The sequence below is a fragment of the Kordia antarctica genome (assembly GCF_009901525.1).
In the GTDB taxonomy this organism is placed as follows: Bacteria; Bacteroidota; Bacteroidia; order Flavobacteriales; family Flavobacteriaceae; genus Kordia; species Kordia antarctica.
Window position 1 is genome coordinate 4,328,234 of record NZ_CP019288.1, and the last position, 26,373, is coordinate 4,354,606.

At 35.4% G+C, this 26,373-nt stretch carries 19 protein-coding genes and 1 riboswitch; of the genes, 16 read left to right on the forward strand and 3 right to left on the reverse strand.

Going from position 1 to position 26,373, the window contains the following annotated elements; all coding sequences use genetic code 11:
- Positions 1-9 precede the first annotated feature (9 nt).
- The 16 genes from IMCC3317_RS18110 to metF all read left to right on the forward strand — a co-directional run bounded on the left by IMCC3317_RS18110 (position 10) and on the right by metF (position 25,390).
- A complete protein-coding gene (locus IMCC3317_RS18110; protein ID WP_160130891.1) occupies positions 10-1,002 on the forward strand; it encodes an alpha/beta fold hydrolase in 993 nt (330 codons plus the stop codon).
- A gap of 10 nt (positions 1,003-1,012) precedes the next feature.
- Positions 1,013-3,415: a bifunctional aspartate kinase/homoserine dehydrogenase I gene (gene thrA, locus IMCC3317_RS18115; RefSeq protein WP_160130892.1), complete on the forward strand. Its 2,403-nt coding sequence runs from the start codon at positions 1,013-1,015 to the stop codon at positions 3,413-3,415.
- A 699-nt stretch (positions 3,416-4,114) separates the two neighbouring features.
- The gene (locus tag IMCC3317_RS18120; protein ID WP_160130893.1) at positions 4,115-5,284 is read left to right on the forward strand and encodes a trans-sulfuration enzyme family protein; all 1,170 of its coding nucleotides are present in this window, start codon (positions 4,115-4,117) and stop codon (positions 5,282-5,284) included.
- A 132-nt stretch (positions 5,285-5,416) separates the two neighbouring features.
- Entirely contained in the window at positions 5,417-5,668 is a 252-nt protein-coding gene (locus IMCC3317_RS18125; protein WP_160130894.1) for a DUF2061 domain-containing protein, read from the forward strand.
- A gap of 1 nt (position 5,669) precedes the next feature.
- On the forward strand, positions 5,670-6,284 hold the full coding sequence (locus IMCC3317_RS18130; protein WP_160130895.1) for a phosphoadenosine phosphosulfate reductase domain-containing protein: 615 nt from the start codon (positions 5,670-5,672) through the stop codon (positions 6,282-6,284).
- A gap of 10 nt (positions 6,285-6,294) precedes the next feature.
- Complete coding sequence (gene cysD, locus IMCC3317_RS18135) at positions 6,295-7,200, forward strand: sulfate adenylyltransferase subunit CysD (RefSeq protein WP_160130896.1); 906 nt, start codon at positions 6,295-6,297, stop codon at positions 7,198-7,200.
- 75 nt (positions 7,201-7,275) lie between these two features.
- On the forward strand, positions 7,276-8,523 hold the full coding sequence (locus IMCC3317_RS18140; RefSeq protein WP_160130897.1) for a sulfate adenylyltransferase subunit 1: 1,248 nt from the start codon (positions 7,276-7,278) through the stop codon (positions 8,521-8,523).
- A 216-nt stretch (positions 8,524-8,739) separates the two neighbouring features.
- On the forward strand, positions 8,740-10,833 hold the full coding sequence (locus tag IMCC3317_RS18145; RefSeq protein WP_160131958.1) for a HEPN domain-containing protein: 2,094 nt from the start codon (positions 8,740-8,742) through the stop codon (positions 10,831-10,833).
- Entirely contained in the window at positions 10,826-11,602 is a 777-nt protein-coding gene (cobA, locus tag IMCC3317_RS18150) for a uroporphyrinogen-III C-methyltransferase (RefSeq protein WP_160130898.1), read from the forward strand. Before IMCC3317_RS18145 ends, cobA begins: the two co-directional genes overlap by 8 nt.
- Positions 11,603-11,606: 4 nt before the next feature.
- Entirely contained in the window at positions 11,607-12,191 is a 585-nt protein-coding gene (locus tag IMCC3317_RS18155; protein WP_160130899.1) for a precorrin-2 dehydrogenase/sirohydrochlorin ferrochelatase family protein, read from the forward strand.
- Positions 12,192-12,243: 52 nt separating this feature from the next.
- On the forward strand, positions 12,244-13,299 hold the full coding sequence (locus IMCC3317_RS18160) for an NAD(P)/FAD-dependent oxidoreductase (RefSeq protein WP_160130900.1): 1,056 nt from the start codon (positions 12,244-12,246) through the stop codon (positions 13,297-13,299).
- A gap of 803 nt (positions 13,300-14,102) precedes the next feature.
- Positions 14,103-17,873, forward strand: a complete 3,771-nt coding sequence (locus tag IMCC3317_RS18165) for an Ig-like domain-containing protein (protein WP_160130901.1) — start codon at positions 14,103-14,105, stop codon at positions 17,871-17,873.
- A 272-nt stretch (positions 17,874-18,145) separates the two neighbouring features.
- Entirely contained in the window at positions 18,146-19,126 is a 981-nt protein-coding gene (locus IMCC3317_RS18170; RefSeq protein WP_160130902.1) for an SAM-dependent methyltransferase, read from the forward strand.
- Between the two features lie 258 nt (positions 19,127-19,384).
- Positions 19,385-19,487, forward strand: a riboswitch (SAM riboswitch).
- 242 nt (positions 19,488-19,729) lie between these two features.
- Complete coding sequence (locus IMCC3317_RS18175) at positions 19,730-20,731, forward strand: homocysteine S-methyltransferase family protein (RefSeq protein WP_160130903.1); 1,002 nt, start codon at positions 19,730-19,732, stop codon at positions 20,729-20,731.
- 212 nt (positions 20,732-20,943) lie between these two features.
- Positions 20,944-24,072 carry a vitamin B12 dependent-methionine synthase activation domain-containing protein gene (locus IMCC3317_RS18180; RefSeq protein ID WP_160130904.1) on the forward strand — a complete coding sequence of 1,043 codons (3,129 nt, stop codon included), beginning with the start codon at positions 20,944-20,946 and terminating at the stop codon, positions 24,070-24,072.
- Positions 24,073-24,433: 361 nt separating this feature from the next.
- Positions 24,434-25,390 carry a methylenetetrahydrofolate reductase [NAD(P)H] gene (gene metF, locus IMCC3317_RS18185; RefSeq protein ID WP_160130905.1) on the forward strand — a complete coding sequence of 319 codons (957 nt, stop codon included), beginning with the start codon at positions 24,434-24,436 and terminating at the stop codon, positions 25,388-25,390.
- A gap of 135 nt (positions 25,391-25,525) precedes the next feature.
- On the opposite strand, the gene IMCC3317_RS18190 is transcribed toward metF, so the two are convergent.
- From IMCC3317_RS18190 to IMCC3317_RS18200, 3 genes are read right to left on the reverse strand one after another with little or no spacing between them, the layout of a single operon-like run.
- Entirely contained in the window at positions 25,526-25,726 is a 201-nt protein-coding gene (locus IMCC3317_RS18190; RefSeq protein ID WP_160130906.1) for a hypothetical protein, read from the reverse strand.
- Between the two features lie 32 nt (positions 25,727-25,758).
- A complete protein-coding gene (locus IMCC3317_RS18195) occupies positions 25,759-25,959 on the reverse strand; it encodes a class I lanthipeptide (RefSeq protein ID WP_160130907.1) in 201 nt (66 codons plus the stop codon).
- 39 nt (positions 25,960-25,998) lie between these two features.
- A complete protein-coding gene (locus tag IMCC3317_RS18200; protein WP_160130908.1) occupies positions 25,999-26,190 on the reverse strand; it encodes a hypothetical protein in 192 nt (63 codons plus the stop codon).
- Between the last annotated feature and the right edge of the window lie 183 nt (positions 26,191-26,373).

Genomic DNA, 26,373 nt, shown 5'->3' on the forward strand with positions numbered 1-26,373 from the left:
ACCTATAATTTGACACAAAAAATAGCACATATAACCATTGTAGATTTCTTTACGGAAAGTGGCGCGTATTATCCGAATTTAAAGTTGAGTTATCAGCTCGAAGGTTTGGATAACGCGGATGCGCCAATTGTTTTAGTAAATCATGCCTTAACGGGGAATTCGGAAGTTACAGGCAAAAATGGTTGGTGGAATACGCTAATTGGCGATGAAAAATGTATTGATACGAATCACTTTAAAATTTTAAGTTTTGACATTCCTGGGAATGGTTTTTCGGGTGAAACTGGACCCATCAAACAATACAAAGATTTTGTTGCCAGAGATATTGCAAAAATTTTCATTAGAGGATTAGAACAGTTAAAAATCAATACACTTTTTGCCGCTATTGGCGGATCATTAGGTGGTGGAATTGCTTGGGAAATGGCAGTTTTAGAACCAACTTTGATTCAAAATTTAATTCCGATTGCGTCTGATTGGAAATCTTCGGATTGGCTTATCGCGAATTGCTTCTTGCAGGAACGCATTCTGGAAAATTCTAGTCAACCAATTCAAGATGCGCGGATTCATGCGATGTTGTGTTACCGAACGCCTTTTTCCTTAAAGGCAAAATTTCAGCGTACGCGAAACCAAGAGAAAAACGTATTCAATACGGAAAGTTGGTTGGCACATCATGGAGAAAAATTGCAAGCGCGTTTTCAATTATCAGCATACAAATTGATGAATCGACTTTTAAAAACGATTGATATTACTAGAGATCGCGAAGCGTTTGAAAAAGTAGTTGCGCCAATTGCAGGAAATATTCACATTATTAGTATTAATACGGACATGTTTTTTTCGCCTGACGAAGATATAGAAACTTATAAAAGACTCAAGCTTGTCAAGGCAAATGTGCATCATTATGAAATACAATCTATTCACGGACATGACGCATTTTTAATAGAATACGAACAGTTGAGTAATTTACTCAAAAATATATTTCAAGTTCAAAAATCATCCATCAAATAAAAATATAGATATGAAAATATTAAAATTTGGTGGAAAATCACTCGCCAACGGAAAAGGAATTGAAACTACAATCCAAATTATAAAGGAGAAGGCAATACGACAAGAAAGAATTGCAGTTGTATTGTCTGCGCGTGGAAATGCTACGGATGAATTGTTGGAAATGTTGGAAAAAGCGGCGCGAAAAGAAACGTATCGCGAAGAGTTGACAGCATTTAAAGCGTACCAAAGTCAAATAGCTACATCGGCGGATTGTTTAGAAGAATTTACAACCTTGGAAAATTTACTTCAAGGCGTTTCTTTATTGGGCGATTATAGCGAAAAAATAAAAGATCAAATCATGTCGCTAGGCGAAATAATCGCTGCGAAATTGGTGACGAATTTGTTGCAAAAAGAAGGTGTAAACGCACATTTTACAGACACGAGAAGCTTGATAATAACAGACAATGTTTTTGGAAATGCGCGTCCTTTGGATTTGATTTCGAGAAAAAACATCATCAATCATTTTAAATCATATAATGGAACAACGGTCAATATTGTGACAGGTTTTATTGGCTCAAATCAAAATAATGAAACGACTACTTTGGGCAGAAATGGAAGTAATTATACAGCGGCTTTATTAGCGAATTTTTTAGATGCTGAAGAATTACAAAACTACACACATGTGGACGGAATTTTTACCGCAAACCCAGATTTGGTTGCTGATGCAAAAAAAATAGAAGCATTATCATTCAATGAGGCAAACGAATTGGCAAACTTTGGCGCACACATTTTACATGCAAAAACCATTGTTCCATTAATAGAAAAAAACATTCCATTACGAATTTTAAATACATTCAATAGTTCGGATGGTGGAACTATTATTACACAAAAAACAACGGCAAAAGGAATCAAATCAATTTCTGTTTTAGACAACGTAGTTTTGGTCAACTTAGAAGGTAGAGGTTTGCTTGGCAGAGTTGGAGTTGATGCTCGAATTTTTAAAACCTTGAGCGAAAATGATATCAATGTCAGTATTATTTCGCAAGGTTCATCGGAACGTGGAATTGGCTTGGTCATCAATGCCAGCGAAGCTTCCAAAGCGATTGTCAGTTTGGAAAGAGAATTTGAAAATGACTTTTATACCAAAGATGTCAATAAAATATCAATCATTGATGATGTCGCTGTGATTTCAATTGTGGGACAAGATTTAAGCGAATTTCACAAACCATATAATGCATTAATCAAAAATCAAATAGTTCCGATTCTGTTTAACAATACGGTTTCTGGCAAAAACGTGAGTTTGGTGGTAAAGAAGTCACAATTACACAAAGCTGTCAATGTGATTCACGGACAAATTTTCGGTGTTTCTAAAAAAATAAATATTGCTGTTTTTGGAAAAGGATTGGTTGGTGGCACATTGCTCGATCAAATTGTGAAAAGCAAAATAGCCATTTTAGACAAGAATAATATCAAATTAAATGTATTCGCTATTGCAGATTCACAACATGTTTATTTAAACAAAAACGGCACTGCGGACAATTGGCAAGATACATTTTCAAAAGAAAAAGTTGCGTACACGGTGCAACAAATTATCGATTACTCAAAAATACATCACTTAGAAAATTTAATTGCGGTTGACACAACGGCAAGTAAAAAGTTTATTCATGATTATATACCTTTAGTTAAAAATGGCTTTGATTTGGTTTCGGCAAATAAAGTGGCAAATACGATTGAATATTCGTTCTATCAAGAATTACGGTTGGAACTTAAAAAGCATCAGAAGAATTATTTGTACGAAACCAATGTTGGAGCTGGATTACCATTAATTGACACGATACGTTTATTACACAAATCGGGTGAAAGCATTAAGAAAATTCGCGGTGTATTCTCAGGATCTTTAAGTTATTTATTTAATACTTTTTCTGTGGAAGATATTCCATTCAGTACGGTTTTGAAGCAAGCGGAAGAAAAAGGTTTTACTGAACCTGATGCGCGTGAAGATTTATCGGGAAATGATGTGGCTCGAAAATTATTAATCCTTGCCAGAGAATTGGATCTGAAGCATGAATTATCAGACATAAGCATTCAAAATTTATTGCCTGCGCATTTGCAAACGATCAGTTTACAGCAATTCAAAGAGAATATTTCAGATTTAGATGAAACCTTTAAACACATCAAAGCAAATCAGCAAGAAAATAATGTACTGCGTTACGTTGGCGATTTAGATACAGAAACAAAAATCTTGGAAGTCAAGCTAATTTCTGTGTCAAGCAACAGTGCATTGGGACAAATAAAAGGTTCCGATTCTATTTTCGAAATTTACACAGAAGCGTACAAAGAACAACCATTAGTAATTCAAGGAGCTGGCGCTGGAGCAGCCGTAACAGCTAGAGGCGTTTTTGGAGATATTTTGCGATTAACAGAAAAATTATAAATTATAAATGTTGAATTTTAAATGTAAAAGTGTTTTGCAAAAAAAAGTTAAAAGTTAGAAGTGATAAGTGAAAGTTGAAAGTGAAAAACTAAAAGTGGAACAAATAGCGAATTAACGAGCAAACAAAAGTTTATAAGTTCAATGGTTTATGAGTTTAGTATTTGTAATGAACATCGAACAACATAAAAGTTGAAAGTTGAAAGTGAAAAGTGTAAAGGGAAAAATTGATAGTGTAAACGAATTAACAAACAGGCAAAAAACAAATTAACAGAAAAATTATAAATTATAAATGTTGAATTTTAAATGTAAAAGTGTTTTGCAAAAAAAAAAGTTAAAAGTTAAAAGTTAGAAGTGATAAGTGAAAGTTGAAAGTGAAAAACTAAAAGTGGAACAAATAGCGAATTAACGAGCAAACAAAAGTTTATAAGTTTAAAGGTTTATGAATTTAGTATTTGTAATGAACATCGAACAACATAAAAGTTAATAGTTAAAAGTGAAAAGGGAAAAATTGATAGTGTAAACGAATAAACAAACAGGCAAAAAACAAATTAACAGAAAAATTATAAATTATAAATGCTGAATTATAAATGTAAAAGTAATTTCGCTTAACAAGCAACAAGCAACAAGCAACAAGCAACAAGCAACAAGCAACAAGCAACAAGCAACAAGCAACAAGCAACAAGCAACAAGCAACAAAAAATGAACTCAAAACACATAGAAACACAAGCGATTCGAACACAAATGGAACGCTCCTCTTTCTTAGAACATTCCAATCCGTTATATCTTACTTCAAGTTTTGTTTTTGAAGATGCAGAAGATATGCGCGCTTCCTTTGCGGAAGAAAAAACACGAAATATTTATAGCCGATTTACCAATCCGAATACATCTGAATTTGTTTCTAAAATTTGCAAAATGGAAGGCGCAGAAGATGGACATGCATTTGCAACTGGAATGTCTGCGGTGTTTTCCACATTTGCGGCATTGTTGAATAGTGGCGATCACATTGTATCATCGCGTTCTATATTTGGATCAACACATAGTTTATTTACAAAGTTTTTACCTAAGTGGAATATAGAAACAAGCTATTTCAAAATAAATGAAGTAGAAAAAATAGAAGCATTAATTCAGCCAAATACAAAAGTTATTTATGCAGAATCGCCAACGAATCCTGCAGTTGATATTTTAGATTTAGAAGTTTTAGGGAAAATTGCCAAAAAGCATAAGTTGCTTTTAGTTATAGACAATTGTTTTGCAACACCATATTTACAACAACCAATTAAATTTGGTGCGGATTTAGTCATTCATTCTGCAACAAAACTCATTGACGGACAAGGTCGTGTTTTAGGTGGCGTAACAGTTGGTCGCCCAGATTTGATTCGGGAAATTTATCTATTTTCAAGAAACACAGGTCCTGCAATGTCGCCGTTTAATGCGTGGGTTTTATCTAAAAGTTTAGAAACGTTGGTTGTCAGAGTGGACAGACATTGTGAAAACGCGCTGAAAGTGGCGGAGTTTTTAGAAAATCATTCAAAAATAAACTTTGTAAAATATCCGTTTCTAAAATCGCATCCGCAATACGAAATTGCTAAAAAGCAAATGAAACTTGGAGGAAACGTAGTTGCTTTCGAAGTCAAAGGTGGCGTTGAAGCGGGACGAAAATTTCTGAATGCTATAAAAATGTGTTCGTTATCTGCCAATTTGGGCGATACGCGAAGTATTGTAACGCATCCAGCTTCTACGACGCATAGTAAACTTTCTGTGGAGGATCGTTTGGAAACAGGCATTACAGACGGACTTATTCGTGTTTCTGTTGGATTAGAAAATATAAATGATATTATAGAAGATTTAAACCAAGCATTAGAGAACTAACATCTTACCCTTGAAACTTTAAAAATATAACACTTTTTAACGCAAAACGATAGTGCTGTTCATCTAAATACATATATATTTGTCAAATAGCCTACCAACTCTATGGGTTAATGGTAGTTTAATTGAAACAAAATGATTTTAAATCAAATAATTAGAAATAAAAGCGATTATGCAACAGATATAAGTTCTGAGAAACCGCTGCGAAGTTTTGTGAAATCACTTAGTTGGAGAGTCATAGGAACATTAGATACGGTTTTGATTTCTTGGTTGGTTACAGGAACATTAAGTGTTGCATTTGCAATAGGATCTATAGAAATGATTACAAAAATGGTGTTATACTTTTTTCATGAAAGGTTATGGAACATTATAAAATGGGGGAAATAAAATGCAAATAGACATTCAAAAAATAAACAAAGAATTACAAGATAAAACGCCTAGCGAAATTATCTCATGGGCGTTACAGCAAGGAGAAAAAGCGGTGGTAACGACTAATTTTCGTCCGTATGAAGGCGTAATTTTACATGCCTGTACACGCGTAAAACCAAACATTGATATTATCTGGTGCGACACAGGATATAATACGCCAAATACATACGAGCATGCAGAAATTTTAACGAAACAATTATCCTTAAATATAGATTTATATGTGCCAAAACAAACTGCTGCTCACAGAGATATTGTACTAGGAATTCCTGATGTAACTGATGAAAAACATCAACTATTTACACAGCAAGTAAAATTAGAACCATTTAAAAGAGCAATGGAATTTCATGCGCCAAAAATTTGGTTTACGAATTTAAGAAAAGGGCAAACGGCTTTTAGAGACTCTATAGATATTGTATCAAAAGGACAAAATGGTGTTTTAAAAGTGAGTCCATTTTATCATTGGTCAGATGCAGAATTAGATGACTATTTGGAAACATACAAAATTCCAAATGAATTCAACTATTTCGATCCAACAAAAGTATTAGAAAACAGAGAATGTGGATTACATTCATAAGATAAAAGACATGAGTACGAACGTATTACAAACAAATGTATTAGAAAGTGAAGCGATACATATTTTCAGAGAAGTCGTGGCGCAATTTGAAAAACCAGTCTTGTTATTTTCTGGAGGAAAAGATTCAATTACTTTGGTTAGATTGGCTCAAAAAGCATTCTTTCCAGCAAAAATTCCTTTTCCTTTATTACATATTGACACAGGACATAATTTTCAAGAAACGATTGATTTCCGTGATAAATTAGTTAAAAAACTAGGATTAAAATTAATTGTACGAAATGTGCAAGACAATATAGACGCTGGCAAAGTGCAAGAAGAAACTGGAAAATATGCAAGTCGAAATATGTTGCAAACGGAAACCTTGTTAGATGCAATTGAAGAATTCGGGTTTGACGCGTGTATTGGTGGAGCCAGAAGAGATGAAGAAAAAGCAAGAGCGAAAGAACGAATCTTTTCGGTAAGAGATGATTTTGGTCAATGGGATGAAAAAAACCAACGTCCAGAAGTATTTGATATGCTCAACGGAAAAATTAATTTAGGACAAAACGTACGCGTATTTCCAATATCGAATTGGACAGAATTAGATGTGTGGAGTTATATTCAAAGAGAAAACATAGAAATTCCATCGATTTATTTTGCGCATACCAGAGCTACCTTTTTAAGAGACGGATTTATTTGGTCAGCAAATGATGAGGTAGTTTATCGAGAAGAAGATGAAGAAACAGAAGAACGCGTCATTCGGTTTAGAACAGTTGGCGATATGAGTTGTACCGCGGCAGTATTATCTAATGCATACGATATTACTTCGGTAGTGCAAGAAATAAGACAATCGACTATTTCCGAACGTGGCGCACGAATAGATGATAAACGCTCGGAAGCCGCTATGGAAAAAAGAAAACAACAAGGATATTTTTAAAATTTTCTTTAGTATAAAAAACAAAAAAGCTAATGCCTAAAACCCAAAAGCTAACAGCCAAAAGCTAAACAAAAAATGGACGTACTAAAAGTAGCAACCGCAGGAAGTGTTGATGATGGAAAAAGCACCTTAATTGGTAGAATTCTGTACGATACAAAATCATTGACGGATGACAAACTAGAAGCTATTGAGCGAAATAGCAAACAAAAAGGATTTGATTACCTAGATTTTTCTATGGCAACTGACGGATTGGTCGCAGAAAGAGAACAAGGAATTACGATAGATGTTGCACACATTTATTTCTCCACAGCAAACAGAAGTTACATCATAGCAGACACACCTGGACATGTAGAATATACCAGAAATATGGTTACTGGCGCATCAACCTCGCAAGTAGCAATCATTCTAATTGACGCAAGAAAAGGTGTTATAGAACAAACTTCGCGTCACTTTTATATCAACAATTTATTGCGTGTAAAAGACATTGTAATTGCAGTAAATAAAATGGACTTGGTTGATTTTTCTGAAGAAAGATACAACGCTTTACAAGAAGAAATTCAAGCATTAATTTCAAAAACTACCTATAAAGAACAAAACATTACATGTATTCCAGTAAGTGCTTTGCAAGGAGATAATGTGGTTGACAAATCTAAAAATATGTCTTGGTATACTGGGAAAACACTCATTGAACATTTAGAACAAATAAATGCGCAAGATGTGTACGAAGAAGCACAAACACGTTTTCCTGTGCAAACTGTCATCAGACCAAAAACAGAAGATTACCATGATTTTAGAGGTTATGCTGGGAAATTGTACGGAGGCGATATTTCGGTTGGAGATGAAGTTATCATATTACCATCAGAAACCAAATCGAAAGTAAAGGAAATCTATTTCTATACTGAAAAATTTGAAAAAGCTGAAAGAGGAAGTTCCATTACACTAACGTTAGAAGATGATGTAAATGTAAGTAGAGGTGACATGATTGTAAAAGCTTCTGAAAAACCAACGGTTGAAAAAGAATTACAAGCTACCATTTGTTGGATGGACAAAAAACCATTAACAGCCGCTTCAAAATATAGTTTGCAACACGGCGTACACAATGTGTTGGCAAAAATAGTAGATGTAGAGACTATTGAAGAAACTAATTTTTCAGGAGAAAAAAGAGCAATATCACAGCTTCAACTCAACGAAATTGGAAACATTCAGCTTAAGCTAAGCAAACCATTATTCTTTGATAGTTATCAAAAAAATAAACACAACGGCGGATTCATACTGATCGATTTACAAACCAATACAACTGCTGGCGTTGGATTTATAAACTAATAAAATTTAACCAAAATAAACGATTACTAATTAAGAATTACTTTTAATCAAATACTAAAAAAATGAATTCGAATATGAAAAACATGTCGATATGTTGCCAGTGCATCTTTCCAAAAACAAAAGGAACATGAAGTAAAAATAGTATCTATATTTTTAATAAAAGTCCTTTTGAAACATAACTCAAAAGGACTTTTTTAATACTTGAAAACCAAACAAATGCAAAGCTTTAGAACAGAAATAGAAAACCCGATTGTTGAAAAAGACATTCTCGAATTAGAACAAAAAATCCGTGAATTCAAAGAAGGGAAAGTAGACGAAGAAAAATTCAGAAGCCTACGATTGGCGCGCGGTGTTTACGGACAACGGCAACATGGCGTACAAATGATTCGCATAAAACTTCCGTACGGAAAAGTTTCAAGTGCGCAGTTGCATAGAATTGCAGATGTGTCTGACGAATATTCCAGAGGCAGACTTCATATTACAACACGACAAGACATTCAAATTCATCATGTAAGTCTAGATCGCACACCAGAACTTTGGGCACAACTCGAAAAAGATGATATTACATTGCGAGAAGCCTGCGGAAATACCGTAAGAAATGTTACCGCAAGTGAAACCGCAGGAATTGACGTTGATGAACCTTTTGATGTTTCTGCGTATGCAGATGCAACTTTCAAATTCTTTTTGAGAAATCCGATCTCCCAAGAAATGGGAAGAAAGTTTAAAATTTCCTTTTCAGGAACTGACGCAGATACGGCTTTGGCATTCATTCACGATTTGGGTTTCATTGCTAAAATTCAAGATGGAGTTCGTGGTTTCAAAGTACTATTAGGCGGCGGATTGGGTTCGCAACCAAGACATGCAGATGTATTATATGAATTTTTGGAAACAGAAAAAATCATTCCGCTGATAGAAAGTGTTTTACGCGTATTCGATCGCTATGGAGAACGTGCTAAAAGAGGAAAAGCACGCATGAAATTTTTAGTGAAAGATGTCGGATTAGAAGCGTTTACAGAACTAATTGAAGTAGAACAAAAAGCATTATCAAATACCAAAGTAGTAATTGAAACCATTGCATTTGAAGTCGCACCAAAATTTCAAACAGATTCCGTTGAAACCATCGTGCTTGAAGATGAAACTGCTTACCAAGCATGGAAAGTAACAAATGTTATTCAACAGAAACAAAAAGGATTATTTGCGATCGGAATTCGAGTGCCTTTAGGAGATTTTTATACTGATAAAGCTCGATTACTTGCAGATTTAATCAAAAAATACGCAGCAGACGAATTGCGATTTACGTTGCGTCAAAACATACTTATTCGTCATGTTAGAGAAGCATTGCTGCCTTTCTTCTATCAAGAATTAAAAAAACTAGGATTTGCACAAACTGGTTACAATAAACTAGTAGATATCACAGCGTGTCCAGGAACAGATACGTGCAATTTAGGAATTTCTAGTAGTACAGGAATTGCAAGAGAATTGGAGAAAGTAATTGCGGCAGAATATCAAGAATTCATCACCACAAAAGACATTACCATTAAAATAAGTGGTTGTATGAATGCCTGCGGACAACATAATATGGCGGAAATAGGTTTTCAAGGAATGACTATAAATTCAGGAAAATTAGTTGCGCCAGCTTTGCAAGTACTTTTAGGCGGCGGAACATTAGGAAATGGACAAGGTCGTTTTTCAGATAAAGTATTAAAAATACCTAGCAAGCGTGGACCTGAAGCATTGCGTCAAATTTTAAATGATTTTAAAGCAAATGAACAACAAAATGAATCTTTTTTAGCGTATTACGAACGGCAAGGAAAAGCCTATTTCTATACATTGTTGAAAGCATTATCAGATAGTTCGGAACTTACAGAAGATGATTTTATCGATTGGGGAAATGAAAAACCATACGTAAAAGCAGTTGGTATTGGAGAATGTGCTGGCGTTGTCATCGATTTAATAGAAACATTACTATTAGAAAGTCAAGAAAAAATAGAAAATGCGTCGGCTGCATTCGCCAATGAATCCTACAGTGATAGTATTTATCATGCGTATGCTGCCATTTTAAATTCGGCGAAAGCCTTATTACTTTCGGTAGCTCAAAAAACAAATTCGCATGCAACTATTATCAATCAATTTGATGAAGTGTTTGTGGAAACTAAAAAAATAGTATTGCCAGATTCGTTTGCAACATTCATATATCAAATCCAAAAAAATGAACCTACTAAAGCCTTTGCCAAAAGTTATTTGGTAGATGCAAACTGGTTTTTACAACAACTAAAAACGTACAGAAAGGAGGAATTGACACATGCATAATCCAAAATTAACAGTTTTAGGCGCAGGACCAGGCGATCCTGAACTCATTACACTAAAAGGTGTAAAAGTATTACAAGTCGCAAATGTGGTTTTATACGATGCTTTGGTAAACAGAGAATTGCTTGTACATGCGCCTAATGCAACGCACATTTTTGTAGGTAAACGCAAAGGATTTCATAAATATACACAAGATGAAATCAATACACTTATTGTAGAGAATGCAACTAATTACGGACATGTAGTTCGTTTAAAAGGTGGCGATCCATTCATTTTTGGTCGTGGAGCAGAAGAAATCCAATATGCAAAACAACACGGGTTAGAAACGGCAATAGTATCTGGAATTACCTCTGCAATTGCGGTTCCTGCACACGTAGGAATTCCGTTGACAAAACGTGGAATTTCTGAAAGTTTTTGGGTAATTACAGGAACAACTTCTGAGCGAAAACTTTCGTTAGATGTGACGCTGGCAGCACAATCTACAGCAACGGTTGTCATTTTGATGGGCATGAGTAAACTCTCTGAAATCGTAACGCTTTTCAAATTAGAAGGAAAACATAAAACTCCTGTCGGAATCATTCAGAACGGAACAACAACCCATGAAAAATCAGTTTTTGGAACGGTAGATTCTATTATTGAAAAAGTAAAAGCGAACAATATTGCAACTCCCGCAATCATTGTAATTGGAGAAGTTGTGAATGAAGCTTCGGCGCAACTAAATGAATATCAAAACATTAATAAAAGTCCTTTACCTCTTAGAGAAGTTATATAACCGTATGGAAAAGAATGAATTATATCCAATATTTTTAAAAGTGCATCAACTCAATGTCTTAATTGTCGGAGGTGGAAATGTAGGTTTAGAAAAGTTAAGCTTTTTACTCAAATCGAGTCCAAATGCAAACGTATCATTAGTAGCACCTTTTATAAGAGAAGAAATCAGAACATTAGCAATTGCGCACAAAACCGTAACACTGATAGAAGAAGTATATGTCAAAGATCATTTAGATGAAAAACATATGGTAATTGCGGCTACAGATGATCAGCTCGTAAACTTGAACATATTTTTAGAAGCAAAGCGACGAAATCTTTTGGTAAACTTGGCAGATCAACCAGAATACTGCGATTTCTATTTAGGCGGAATTGTAACGAAAGGAAATGTAAAAATTGCAATTTCTACCAATGGAAAATCACCAACCACGGCAAAACGTTTGCGACAATTCTTTGAAGAAGTTATTCCAGAAAGTATCGATGAACTTGTTCAAAATTTACATACCTATCGGAAACGGTTAAAAGGCGATTTTGAAGAAAAAGTAGATACGTTAAATGAACTCACAGAAACCTTGTTGAATGATAATTCATAATAGAAATACAAATCAACGAATCAACAAATCAACGAACAAACAAACATCAAAAATGATACAAACAGACATACTAATTGTCGGCGCAGGACCAACAGGGCTTTTTACAGTTTTTGAAGCAGGATTATTAAAACTAAAAACACACTTAATAGATGCGTTGCCACAGCCAGGCGGACAATGTTCAGAAATATATCCTAAGAAGCCAATCTATGATATTCCTGGGTTTCCTGAGATCTTAGCAGGCGATTTAGTAAAAAATTTAGTAAAGCAAATTGCACCTTTTGAACCCGGATTTACCTTAGGAGAACGCGCAGAAACGTTAGAACGTTTAGAAGATGATACGTTTGTTGTAACCACAAATAAAGGAACAAAACATGCCGCGCCAATAGTTGTGATTGCTGGCGGATTGGGTTCTTTTGAGCCAAGAAAACCACCAATTAAAGGAATTGAAAACTATGAAGATAAAGGTGTTGAATATATTATTCGCGATCCTGAAATCTATCGAAATAAAAAAGTAGTCATTGCTGGCGGCGGCGATTCTGCATTGGATTGGGTTATTTTTTTAGCGAATGTTGCCTCAGAAATAACACTAGTACATCGAAGAAATGAATTTCGTGGCGCGTTAGATTCTGTAGAAAAAGTACAAGAGTTGAAAAATCTTGGAAAAGTCAATCTCATAACACCTGCAGAAATCACAGAATTGCATGGAGAAGGGCAACTTTCAGGTGTAACGATCACTAAAAAAGGAGAAGAGTCAATTCTGTTGGAAGTAGATCATTTCATTCCATTATTTGGACTCTCTCCAAAACTCGGTCCAATAGGAAATTGGGGATTAGAAATTGAAAAAAACGCAATTAAGGTAGACAATTCATACGATTATCAAACCAATATTCCGGGCGTATATGCTATTGGCGATGTAAACACATATAAAGGAAAATTAAAACTCATTTTATCAGGGTTCCATGAAGCTGCGATTATGTGTCAAAGTGCGTATCAACGAATCAATCCGGGGAAAAAATATGTAATGAAGTATACAACAGTTTCAGGTGTAGAAGGATTTGACGGATCTAAAAAAGAAGCTAAAAAAGAAATTGTACAGACTATCTATTAATTAGATTTTGTTTGAGAGGAAAGTAAGTTTAGTTAAAGCGTTTACACTGAGTGACATGTTCATCTATGTCTAAATGTTTCACACTGAACGCTTGCATTGAGCGGAGTCGAGACCAAGCCGAAGTGTTAAATGTGGTATTCCCGTAATTCATTTTTAAGAATAAGTGGTATCTTAACAAGATTATTAATCAATAATTTACCAAATTATGAAAAAAAAGAATTTAAAAAGTTTAGCATTAAACAGAAAAACAATCTCCAATCTTGATGCAACAATGAACACTGGTGGAATCGCAATCTCTGAAATGCAATGTCCATTAACAATCGTGGATATTAATGGTGGAAACCTCTGCCTTCGATCAGTTAAATGTGAGCTAACAGGGAATTGCGTAAGTGTTCGTATAGCATGTATCACTCAAACAGAATTCCCAACGTGTAGAGATTGTGCATAATAATCATTAATTGTAACAATACAAGCGAACTTCGGTTCGCTTTTTTTATGCCTAATTGGATTTATTCAAGCATTTTCCTCTCTAAAATTTATACATAAAAACACGTTTTAAACTACATAATAACGAGCCGTATCAAATAATAATTGTTCTAAAATTATTATCATTTGATTTACGAAAAGTCGTAAATGCTTATGTGTATAGGTGTGAAAATAAAACTACAACAAGAAAAGACGGCTTTGATTTCGACGAAATGATAAAAAAACACGTTGAAATACACTAAATGGACGTTGGTTGAAATGATATATTTTTTACATTTCATGGTAGGAATAATCCTAAAAATCAAAACCCCCAAGTTATGCGAATACCTCTATCCCTAATTTTTTTCTTTTTATTTATTTTTTGTGTCGATGCTTTTACCTTACACGCTGAAATATGCAAAAATAGTAGTTTTAATCATGAATTAGTCATTAGTAGTACGAATGATTCCTATCTGATTCCTGTAAATAATAGTTGCATGAGTGCTAAAAATCTGTCGGTCAGCACTTTAAATATTTATAAAATAAGTACTTCTGTAGATACAGAAAATTCAACACAAATTGCTACTACTGTAAGTTGTAATGGATTTACAGGGAATGCAGATGACGATGTGCGGCATAGTTTTATGGCAACGGCTTCAAGTCATGAGATGACAACGACAACTCTTGCTGGTGTCTGTCTACCAACAACAGATACACCAGATGTACTATACATTGATGAGGTTCGTTTTTTAGGAACTTTACAAGATGTCACAAATACGGGAACAAGTTATACAAGCGGATATCAAGATTTTACAGGATTAACAACACCTTCTAGGCAAGTTGCAGGTGGAGGTGTTAATGTATTAGTGGAGGCAAATCTTAAATGCAGATTTAAAGCTTGGATAGATTGGAATAAAGATGATGTATTTGACATTGCTACAGAAGAAGTATATGATACCGATGGAGTTTCAACGACAACTACGTTTGGGTTTATCATTCCATTAGTCATTGCGCCTGGTGATTACAAAATTCGAATTCGAAATTATACAGGATATAATTATTCTTTATCAAGTTATAGTACAGTATATGATTTCAATTCATGTGAAAATTTTGTAGATACTGGTTCTTCCATAGATCAATATGGAGAAGCGGAAGACTATCTATTTACGGTGGAGCCTTTATGTGATGCAGTCATTGATAATGTCACCGGAGGAGAAACGTGTGGTACTGGAAGTGTAAATTTATCCGTAGATGCTACGGGTATACCATTAATAGGCGATTATAGATGGTATGACGCAGAAACAGGAGGAAACTTAGTAGCGGTAACACTCACAGGGAATTGGGCAACACCAGCAATTTCAAATACCACAACATACTATGTAACTGTTTTTAATGGAATATGTGAAACTTGGGTGCGTGAGCCAGTGATAGCAAAATTTAACCCTGTGCCTTTGTTGACGGTAACTCCTGGTCCTTCTGATAGAATTGTCTGTGGAGAAAATGATATGTTGGAAATAGCAGCTGCAGGAAACATTGACGATGTATATTTAATTAATGAAGACTTTGAATCTGGAACACTAGGAGCATTCGATAACATTGCTATAAATGATAATGGTCTTATCATCAATACGCTAACCGCATGGCAAAATCAATCAAGTATATTTATTCCAACGCAACAAGTGTGGTTTCCTTCCATTTCATCAGGATTGGGTAGCAATCAATTCGTTTTAAGTAACTCAGATGTAGGATTATATACAACAAACAACGCTTTGCAATCAATCACTTCATATGATACCACTAACTTTGTAGACCTTACATTAAGTTTTGATTGTTACTACTCACATCACTTATTAGATGGAATTGGTGGCACAGACGATTACTTAGCTATTGAAGTTTCTACGGATGGAACCAATTGGACAGCTATCACAGCAAATATCACTTCAGATGTAGGAATTGGCACAAGATTTCAAAATCTCTCATATGATCTCTCAACATACATTAATGAACCAACATTAAGTGTGCGTATTCGCTTTTATGCCGTTTGGTCGGATGGCGTGGCAGTTGACAATATAAAACTATTTGGAGACAAAGATATCACTGCCGTAAACTGGACAACGACGCCTACCGGAATTGTAAACTTATTTATTGATACTACAAATGATGGAATAGGTGACACACCTTACACTTCGGGTGCTTATAAAAAGGTATATGCAATGCCAACATTGGCACAACTAGAAGAAGCTTCCTATTCGTTTACTATAGATGCAAATCTTGCAAACGGATGTGGCGTCGTTAGCTATGACTTCAATATTATAAATAGAACAAGAATATTTGATAGTAGTATTGATAATTGGGGCGTAGCATCAAACTGGGCGCAAGAATTAGTGCCTACTTCGGATGATTGTGTCATCATAAAAGAGAACGGATTAGCGCTTGACACTAGAGTGCCTGCTTCAGAAATAGGATTGGCAAAAAATCTAACCATAAAAAATGGAGGACACTTAGAAATGGAATCGTTGTCGGCATTGACTGTAACTGATTGGATTAGAGTGGAATCAGGCGGAAGTCTTAATATAAACGATAGTGCCAACCTAGTTCAAATAACGGATGTTACGTCCAATAACAATTCGGGAGACATTAATATGCATCGTACGGTTTCAGGAGTAAATGATTTAGATTATGTATACTGGTCAACTGCGGTGGAAGGTTTTGATGTGACAAATATCTCACCAGGAACACAACCATATCTAATCTATCAATGGAATCCTACGGTAAGTGGAAACGGAATTGGAAATTATGGCGAATGGCAAAATGCGTCAGGCGCGATGGAACTCGGAAATGGATACATAATTCGTGGAATTTCAGGAACAAGTGAAGCAAACACCGCAGAATTTGTTGGGCGACCAAACAATGGAATTATCAATACAACGGTAACAAGAGGAACCTATGCAGGTGTTGACTATCCTGGACCTGGAGATACTGAAGTAACTGCATTAGATGATAATTGGAACTTAGTTGGAAACCCGTATCCTTCAGCAATATCTGCGGATGCGTTTATCGTAAGAAATGCAGCTATCATCACTGATAATACAAGTCCTGCAACAATAACTGGAACAGTATATTTATGGAGACACTTAAGCGTGCCTAGCGATGCGTACGCAGATCCGTTTTACAATAACTATCTGTATAATTACAATGAAAAAGATTACATTCAATACAATAGTACAGGTTCCAATCCTTTTGGATTCAATGGTTACATTGCGGCAGGACAAGCATTCTTTGTGCTTATGGATGATGCGGCACCAACCACTTCTACCATAGAATTCAATAATTCGATGCGAGATGCTACATACAGCAACAGTCAATTTTACAGACTTGATGGCTATGTAAATACGGAACAACCAGAAAATGTAGAGACGACAAATACGATAGAAAAACACAGAATATGGCTGGATATCATCACTTCAGACAATACAGCATCATCAACATTAATTGGCTATCTTACAGGTGCCACCAATAACAAAGATAGACTCTATGATGGTGATAATCTAAGTGAAGCACTAACACACATGTATTCACTTGTCGATGACGAAAAACTGGCAATTCAAGGAAGGGCGTTGCCATTTCAAGATACTGATAAAGTCCCTTTGGGTGTCAATATAGGGGAGAATGGAAACTATTCGATTGCCATAAATGCACTCGATGGATTATTTGAAAATACCAATCAAGCAATTTATTTGGAAGATTTATATACAAATACAATTCATGACTTACGTGTATTACCATACAGTTTCTATTCAGAAAAGGGCATCTTTGAAGATCGTTTTGTGCTAAAATATACTGATAATAGCATCTTAGCCGTGAGCGAATTTGAAGTAAATACAGGAATTATAATAGCAACAAACAACAATCAAATAAAAGTACATTCACAAAACAGTCAAATAGAAGGCATATCAGTATATAACATTCTCGGGAAACGATTGGTCGATCTAAAAGATGTACACCAAGATACGTACAACATCATCAATCTAAAACAAACATACAGTGCACTCATTGTAAAAGTGATACTGCGCAACGGGAAGCAAAAAATACAAAAAGTCATTTACTAAAAAGAAGTAAGAAAAGCACAAACAAAACCTTGTCGCAGCAATGCGACAAGATTTTAACAAAAACGAAAAAACGAAAAAAACAAAGAGTGAAAAGTTGAAAGTGAAAAGTGAAAAATTGAAAGTGAGCAAAAAAACGAATCAATAAACAAACAAAAGGAGCAAAGCGACAAAAACCCAAAACCTGTCACATTGAGCAGAGTCGAAATGCAAAACCCAAAACGAGTTGCTAAATAAAAATAGTTCGCTTACTTTTATGCAAAATCAAGAAAAGCATGCTTAGCAATACCATAAAAGAACTGGCAACAACAATTCTCAACAATCAATCAGACATAGCAAAATCCAAAGAAGCCATCGATGAAATTCACAAACACTTCTTGGAAATCACAAAAATCGCAGACCTAGGTGACGGATTGCAATACATAGCCGGAGTTCCAACAGCAAGCGGAATGGCATTATCACTCAATCATGCAGCAGCTTGTTTACTAGACTATCAACGATCAACCAAATTCCTTAACGGAATGGTTTCGCTCATTCGCGAAAAACAACAACAACATCCAAACGAAACCATCAACATATTCTATGCCGGTTGTGGTCCGTATGCACCATTCATCACAATGGTTGCGCCATTATTCGATCCAAAAGAAATACAATTTACATTACTCGAAATCAATGCGGCTTCCATGCAAGTAGCCGAAAAACTCATCACAGAACTAAAACTCACAGACTACATCACAGAATATTACACCGCAGATGCTGTAACCTTCCAAATTCCAAATGCGGAAAAATATCACATCCTATTCAGCGAAACCTTAGATGCGTTGCTATACCGCGAATCATATGTGCCAATACTCTGGAACATGTTGCCACAACTCTCAAAAAACTGTGCGGTCATTCCAAACAATGTCATCGTACAAGCAAGTCTAACATTTCCCAAACAAGAAGGAAAAGACACTAAAAAAGAAAAAAAAGCTGGTATCATTTTAGATGTTCGTGAAGCTGTAAAGGTTAACGACGGAAGCAAAACACTTCCTGAATCATTCGCGCCAACAACAATAAATCTAAGTGGCGAAGAAAAATATAACACGATGATAGTCGATACCAAAGTACACATATACAAAGACATTTGGTTACACAGAAACGAATCGTCACTAAGCATTCCGCTTGAAATGGAAATAGCATATCCATTAGATGCTCCAAACGTAACCTTCTTCTACCAACTCAAACCATCTGTTGAACTCAAACTAAAAAACTAAAGGAACTACATTCAATAGTCTAAATTTTACAAACGTCAGTTCGAGTGGCAAATCTGTGATTTGTGGTATCGAGATTCAACTATGAATTTAAAAACTTATAGGCTAATAAGTTTAGACAAACAAAGCAATTCAAAATGTAGCATTCAACATTTAAAATTCAACACGAAAACGTTATCGTACAAAAATCACAAAAAAATAGTTGTATCTTTCTTACAGAATCCGTTAATTTGTGTAAATAAATAGTTCATACACGTATTGTCGTTATCAAGAAAGGCAGAGGGATTAGACCCGATGAAGCCTTAGCAACCCTTTACTCATAAAGAAGGTGCTACGTTCTACTGCGCAAGCGGATAGATAACCAAAGAGAAATTTTCATCATTTCTTCAACTTTTTTGATACATAATATAATGGCGTTACCCTAAAGGGTCAGGCTATTCGCAGTCGCTTTTTTGTGCTGTCATTCCTGCGAAGGCAGGAATCTCACCACAAAAAGAGCTCCAACAATGCTACTATCCTTAACGCGGAAGTTCCCATGAAAATGGAGAACCTTAAAGACCAAAGACAAAGAACAAATAAACAGATAACAAAGAACAAAGAGCAAAAATGAAAAACATCTGGAACGAAATAGAAAAAAGAATCCTTGTGCTCGATGGCGCAATGGGAACCATGTTGCAAGCCTATAAATTTCAAGAAGCCGATTTCCGTGGCAAACGTTTCAAAGACTATCCAACACCATTACAAGGAAACAATGACTTGCTTTCCATTACGCAACCGCACGCAATCAAAGAAGTACACGCAAAATACTTTGCAGCTGGCGCAGATATTGTAGAAACCAACACATTCTCTAGTACTACGATTGCAATGGCAGACTACCAAATGGAAGATTTGGTGTACGAACTCAACTTCGAATCTGCAAAAATAGCCAAAGAAGTCGCGGACGATTTCACAAAAAATGAACCACACAAACCACGTTTTGTCGCAGGTTCCATTGGTCCAACAAATCGTACCGCAAGTATGTCACCAGACGTAAACGATCCAGGATATCGCGCAGTAACATTTGACCAATTGCGCATTGCGTACAAACAACAAGTAGAAGCGTTAATCGATGGCGGCGTTGATCTACTATTAGTAGAAACTGTCTTTGATACGCTCAATGCAAAAGCGGCATTATTTGCCATAGAAGAAGTAAAAGCCGAGCGAAACATCACAATTCCAATCATGCTAAGTGGAACAATCACAGACGCAAGCGGACGCACATTATCAGGACAAACTGCGGAAGCTTTCCTAATCTCGGTTTCACACATTCCGCTACTATCTGTCGGATTCAACTGTGCTTTAGGTGCAAACTTATTACAACCGCATTTAGAAGCCATTGCAAACAAAACAGACTTTGCAATCTCAGCACATCCAAATGCAGGACTGCCAAACGCTTTTGGAGAATATGAAGAATCGCCAGCAGAAATGGCGGCTCAAATAGAAGAATACCTGAAAAAAAATCTCATGAATATCATTGGCGGTTGTTGTGGCACAACGCCCGATCATATTACAGCTATTGCAGAACTATCAGCAAAATACAAACCACGTAATGTGGTTGCTAGTTGCTAGTTGTTAGTTTTTTGTTGTTGGTTATGGAATGTGGTAATCAAACAGCGAATAAACAAATTAACGAAAAGACAAATCACTCACTATAGTTGTTAGTTATTTGTTCATTTCTGTCACATCGAGCGCAGTCGAGATGCTAACCAAAAACAAATCAACAAATCAACAAATTGACGAATTGACAAAAAAACAAACAACGAACAACAAAGAAAAAGAAGATGCGAGATTCTGAGCAAACCAACAACCAACAACAAAAAACCAACAACGTGAAGCGAAAGCAAACAAAATTCATGCGCCTTTCAGGTTTAGAACCTTTAGTTTTAAACGAAAATAGCAACTTTACAAATGTAGGTGAACGTACAAATGTAGCAGGTTCACGTAAATTCTTGCGACTCATTAAAGACGAAAAATTTGATGAAGCCTTGGCAATTGCCAGACATCAAGTTGATGGCGGAGCGCAAATCATTGACATCAACATGGACGATGGTTTAATAGACGGAAAAGAAGCAATGGTAAAGTTTCTAAACCTTATCGCTGCCGAACCAGATATTTGTCGTGTGCCAATAATGATAGACAGTTCCAAGTGGGAAATCATAGAAGCAGGATTGCAAGTGGTACAAGGAAAATCGGTGGTAAACTCAATCTCTTTAAAAGAAGGTGAAGAAAAATTCATTTGGGAAGCAACTCAAGTCAAACGGTATGGGGCCGCAGTAATTGTGATGGCTTTTGATGAGGTTGGACAAGCAGACAACTACGAAAGACGTTTGGAAATTGTCAAACGTTCGTACGACGTATTAGTAAACAAAGTAGGATTTGCTGAAGAAGATATCATTTTCGACTTAAACATATTTCCCGTAGCTACAGGAATGGATGAACATCGCAGAAATGCAATTGATTTCATCGAAGCAACACGTTGGACGCGCGAAACCTATCCAAATGTAAGTGTAAGTGGCGGCGTGAGTAATGTGTCATTCTCGTTCAGAGGAAACGATACCGTGCGTGAAGCAATGCATTCTGTTTTTCTATATCATGCCATTCAAGCTGGAATGAACATGGGAATCGTAAATCCAGCCATGTTGGAAGTCTATGACGAAATCCCGAAAGACTTGCTGGAACACGTGGAAGATGTAATATTTGATCGCAGAGAAGATGCTACGGAACGCTTGTTAGATCTAGCGGAAGCTTTCAAAGGAGTCAAAAAAGACGATACAGAAGCTGTGCAAGAATGGCGTAGTTATGAATTGCAAGATCGAATCACACATTCGCTCGTAAAAGGAATTGACAAATACATTCTTGAAGACATAGAAGAAGCACGTTTGCAAGCCGAAAAACCAATAGAAGTCATTGAAGGAAATTTGATGATCGGAATGAATGTCGTAGGAGATTTATTTGGTTCAGGAAAAATGTTTCTGCCACAAGTTGTAAAATCGGCGCGTGTTATGAAAAAAGCAGTCGCATACCTAAATCCGTTCATTGAAGCGGAAAAAAAGAAAAATGCCCCTAAATCCCCAAAGGGGACTTTACATTGGAAAACGGCTGATCCTATGCTATACGGTTTGTTGAAAGAGTACGCTAAAAAAATGCGGAATGAACCAACGGAAGCAGAAGCTTTATTGTGGAATGTACTAAGCGGTAAAAAATTAGATGGATATAAATTTAGAAGACAACACATTATAGGAAGTTTTATTGTTGATTTTATCTGCTTAAAATCTAATCTAATTATAGAAGTAGATGGATTAATTCATCAATTGCCTGAAAATAAAATATCAGATGTAACCCGAACTAGATGGTTAGAAGATGAAGGATATAAAGTAGTACGAGTTACAAATAATGAAGTATTATCTAATCTTGACAGTGTATTAGAAAAAGTAACTGACGTACTGGAAGCTTCCCCTTCGGGGACGGGAGGGGCTGGAAAAATTTTAATGGCAACCGTAAAAGGAGACGTTCATGATATTGGAAAAAATATTGTAAGTGTTGTGCTTGGTTGTAATAACTACGAAATTGTAGATTTAGGTGTTATGGTAGCGCCAGAAAAAATCATTGCTGCTGCCAAAGCCGAAAACGTAGATGTCATTGGATTATCGGGTTTAATTACGCCTTCGCTTGATGAAATGGTGTATTTGGCAAAAGAAATGGAACGTCAAAACTTTAGCATTCCACTGCTAATTGGTGGCGCAACAACTTCCAAAGCACATACAGCTGTAAAAATTGATCCTGAATACAAAAATGCGGTAGTTTATGTCAACGATGCATCAAGAGCAGTAACCGTAGTTGGTGATTTATTAAGTAAGAAAAAATCAAAGGAATATCGTGAAAATCTAAAGAAAGATTATGATGAATTTCGTGAGAAATTCTTAAAACGTAAAAAAACAAAATCATATTTTTCATTAGCAACTGCGAGAAAGAAGAAGTATAAAATTGATTGGAAAACAAGCAATATTGTAAAACCAAAAGAACTCGGAATTCAGAAGTTGACTCAGCTAAGTTTAAAAGAATTAGTTCCGTTTATTGATTGGAGTCCATTTTTTAGATCGTGGGATTTACACGGACGTTTCCCTAATATTTTAACAGATGCTATTGTTGGCGAACAAGCGACGCAATTATTCGCAGATGCGCAAGAAATGATTAAAGAAATCATTGCGAAACAATCATTAAAAGCAAAAGCAATTTTTGGATTGTTTGAAGCAAATACCATCAACGACGACGATATTTCTATTCAGAAGAATGGAAAAGAAATTGCTGTTTTTAGAACGCTTCGTCAACAATCGGAAAAACGTGCGGAAGTTCCAAATATTGCATTGGCAGACTTTATTGCGCCAAAAGAAAGTGGAAAGCAAGATTATATGGGCGCGTTTTGTGTTGCCATATTTGGTGTAGATAAATTAGCAAATAGTTACAAGAAAAAAGAAGATGATTACAATGCAATTATGGCGCAAGCTATTGCAGACAGATTTGCAGAAGCTTTAGCAGAATATTTACACAAACAAGTTCGAATTAAACATTGGAGTTACGGAATTGATGAAGAGTTAACCAACGAAGACTTAATTAAGGAAAATTATAAAGGAATTCGTCCTGCGCCAGGATATCCGGCATGTCCAGATCATTTGGAAAAAGAAACCATTTGGGAATTGCTCGATGTAGAAAAAGTAATTGGCGTTACGTTAACGGAAAGTTTAGCAATGTGGCCAGCCGCCGCAGTTTCGGGTTATTACTTTGGAAATGAAGAAGCGAAGTATTTTGGATTGGGAAAAATTACCCAAGATCAAGTAGAAGATTTTGCAAATAGAAAAGGAATATCAGTAGAAAAAGCACAAAAATGGTTGCATCCAGCGATAGCGGATTAACCCGCGTTAGTGATAGCAGCACTTCGACTACGCTCAGCACAGGCTTATCCTTTTTAAAACTTTGAACTCGTCATTACGAGGAGGAATCGACGAAGTAATCTGTTTCATGAATGCACAGATTGCCAAGAGTTCTCTAATTTTTTTGTAATGACAATTGTTTAAAAAGATATAGCGGATAGCACGGTAAACGCCCAAAAGAAAGTTAAAAGTTAAAAATTAAAAGTGAAAAGTGCGCTGCATTGAGCGAAGTCGAAATGAAAAGTTGAAAGTGAAAAAAACAGATCAACAAATCAACGAATAACAAAGAAAAATATACAAATGTAGATTCCCGTTTTAACGGGAATAAAATCTAAAGGATTCAATGAAAGTAACAGAACATATCACCAATGCAGACGGAAAAACAATGTTTTCCTTTGAAATATTACCGCCATTAAAAGGACAAGACATCAAATCAATTTTTGATAATATTGATCCGTTAATGGAATACAAACCACCATTTATTGACGTCACGTATCACCGAGAAGAATATACATTTAAGGAATTGGGCAACGGATTGTTGAAAAGACAAGTCGTAAAAAAACGTCCAGGAACAGTTGGAATTTGCGCGGCGATTCAGAATAGATATCAAGTAGATGCGATTCCACATATTTTGTGTGGCGGATTTACGAAAGAAGACACTGAAAATTTTTTGATTGATCTTGATTTTTTAGGAATTGACAATGTGGTTGCTTTGCGTGGCGATGCAGTAAAAAGCGAAACTTATTTTAAGCCAGAAAAAGAAGGACATCAATATGCTTCCGAATTGGTAAGTCAAATACAGGAGTTAAATAATGGGAAATATTTGGATGAAGAATTGCAAAACTCATCTCAAACAAATTTCTGTGTTGGTGTTGCAGGTTATCCTGAAAAACATATGGAAGCACCGAGTTTAGATTCGGACATTCATTTTTTGAAAAAGAAGATAAAAGCTGGCGCGGAATATATTGTAACACAAATGTTTTTTGATAATGAGAAATTCTTTGCATTCGTAGAAAAATGTCGAAAAGAAGGAATTACAGTGCCAATTATTCCAGGATTAAAACCGATTGCGACGCGGAAACAATTGAATATGATTCCACATCGTTTTCATGTTGATTTACCCGACGATTTAATTATGGGTATTGTACGTTGTAAAGATAATAAAGAAGTTCGCCAGGTCGGAATTGAATGGTGTACGCAGCAAAGTAAAGAATTAATTAAAGCTGGCGTACCAATTTTGCATTACTATTCTATGGGAAGGTCGAGCAATATTGAAGCGATTGCGAAAGCGGTATTTTAAAAAAAAAGTGTCAAATTGAGCGCAGTCGAAATTCAATAGAAATAAAGATGTTCTTTAGATTCTCGACTGCGCTCGAAATGACAACAATTAAGACTTTTTTGACAGCCTCTTTTACTGTATAATTAGATTGAAATATTAGCAATCATTCATAGTAGCTTGAAACAATCCACAATTTAGATTTCCATAACATCTTGTGGCATTAATAGTTTCACAGAAATTGTTTTCAGATTCGCATAAGTATACAGAATCTCCAAATCCACCTTTTACGCTATCAACATTTAAAGCAGAAACAGCTGTTTTTTTAAGTTTTAATTTTAAAATTGATTTTTTCTTCATGATATGTTTTTTAGGTTAATTATGAAAGTTGACTAAAAATTTTGATCAGTTGGAGTTTGATAAATTTGACAGTTATATTCGTTTCTACAGCGTGTGTAATCGATAGTTTCACAAATATTTACGGATTGGCAAAATAGGGTTCCTCCAATAGTTCCTCCTTTAATCGCATTTGCATTCAATGTAGAAATGGATGCTTTATTTAATGATAATTTTTGAATTGACTTTTTTTTCATGATTTAATTTTTTTTAATTTAATAGAATTTAGCAATAAATTATCTTTCATTTCTATCATAAATATGACAATAAAACTCTCCGTTACATCTTGTGTAATCAATAGTTTCACAGATATTTACTGATTGACAAAATCCGGTTCCTCCAATAGTTCCACCAGTAGCTTTATTAGCGTTTAATGCAGAAATTGAAGCTTTCTTAAGTTTTAATTTTTGAATTGACTTTTTTTTCATGATTTAAGATTTTTTAAGTTGATCGTAAAATACTAAAAACCAAACTGTTTAGTGTCGGTTTTCCATTACTAGAAGTAGGTGTATTCAGTAGTTAACATTATTTTAATAGTTGAAAATATTTAACGTAGTTATCGACAACAAGAAAAAAAACAATAACATAAATTACACGAAAAAAACTACATT

Coding starts and splice junctions, on each gene's coding strand:
- IMCC3317_RS18195 (WP_160130907.1), bottom strand. CDS start 25,959: ATGAAAAAAAAGTCAATTCAAAAATTATCATTAAATAAAGCATCCATT.
- IMCC3317_RS18120 (WP_160130893.1), top strand. CDS start 4,115: ATGAACTCAAAACACATAGAAACACAAGCGATTCGAACACAAATGGAA.
- IMCC3317_RS18180 (WP_160130904.1), top strand. CDS start 20,944: ATGCGAGATTCTGAGCAAACCAACAACCAACAACAAAAAACCAACAAC.
- metF (WP_160130905.1), top strand. CDS start 24,434: ATGAAAGTAACAGAACATATCACCAATGCAGACGGAAAAACAATGTTT.
- IMCC3317_RS18145 (WP_160131958.1), top strand. CDS start 8,740: ATGCAAAGCTTTAGAACAGAAATAGAAAACCCGATTGTTGAAAAAGAC.
- IMCC3317_RS18155 (WP_160130899.1), top strand. CDS start 11,607: ATGGAAAAGAATGAATTATATCCAATATTTTTAAAAGTGCATCAACTC.
- cysD (WP_160130896.1), top strand. CDS start 6,295: ATGAGTACGAACGTATTACAAACAAATGTATTAGAAAGTGAAGCGATA.
- IMCC3317_RS18160 (WP_160130900.1), top strand. CDS start 12,244: ATGATACAAACAGACATACTAATTGTCGGCGCAGGACCAACAGGGCTT.
- IMCC3317_RS18165 (WP_160130901.1), top strand. CDS start 14,103: ATGCGAATACCTCTATCCCTAATTTTTTTCTTTTTATTTATTTTTTGT.
- IMCC3317_RS18140 (WP_160130897.1), top strand. CDS start 7,276: ATGGACGTACTAAAAGTAGCAACCGCAGGAAGTGTTGATGATGGAAAA.
- thrA (WP_160130892.1), top strand. CDS start 1,013: ATGAAAATATTAAAATTTGGTGGAAAATCACTCGCCAACGGAAAAGGA.
- IMCC3317_RS18125 (WP_160130894.1), top strand. CDS start 5,417: ATGATTTTAAATCAAATAATTAGAAATAAAAGCGATTATGCAACAGAT.
- cobA (WP_160130898.1), top strand. CDS start 10,826: ATGCATAATCCAAAATTAACAGTTTTAGGCGCAGGACCAGGCGATCCT.
- IMCC3317_RS18130 (WP_160130895.1), top strand. CDS start 5,670: ATGCAAATAGACATTCAAAAAATAAACAAAGAATTACAAGATAAAACG.
- IMCC3317_RS18175 (WP_160130903.1), top strand. CDS start 19,730: ATGAAAAACATCTGGAACGAAATAGAAAAAAGAATCCTTGTGCTCGAT.
- IMCC3317_RS18170 (WP_160130902.1), top strand. CDS start 18,146: ATGCTTAGCAATACCATAAAAGAACTGGCAACAACAATTCTCAACAAT.
- IMCC3317_RS18190 (WP_160130906.1), bottom strand. CDS start 25,726: ATGAAGAAAAAATCAATTTTAAAATTAAAACTTAAAAAAACAGCTGTT.
- IMCC3317_RS18200 (WP_160130908.1), bottom strand. CDS start 26,190: ATGAAAAAAAAGTCAATTCAAAAATTAAAACTTAAGAAAGCTTCAATT.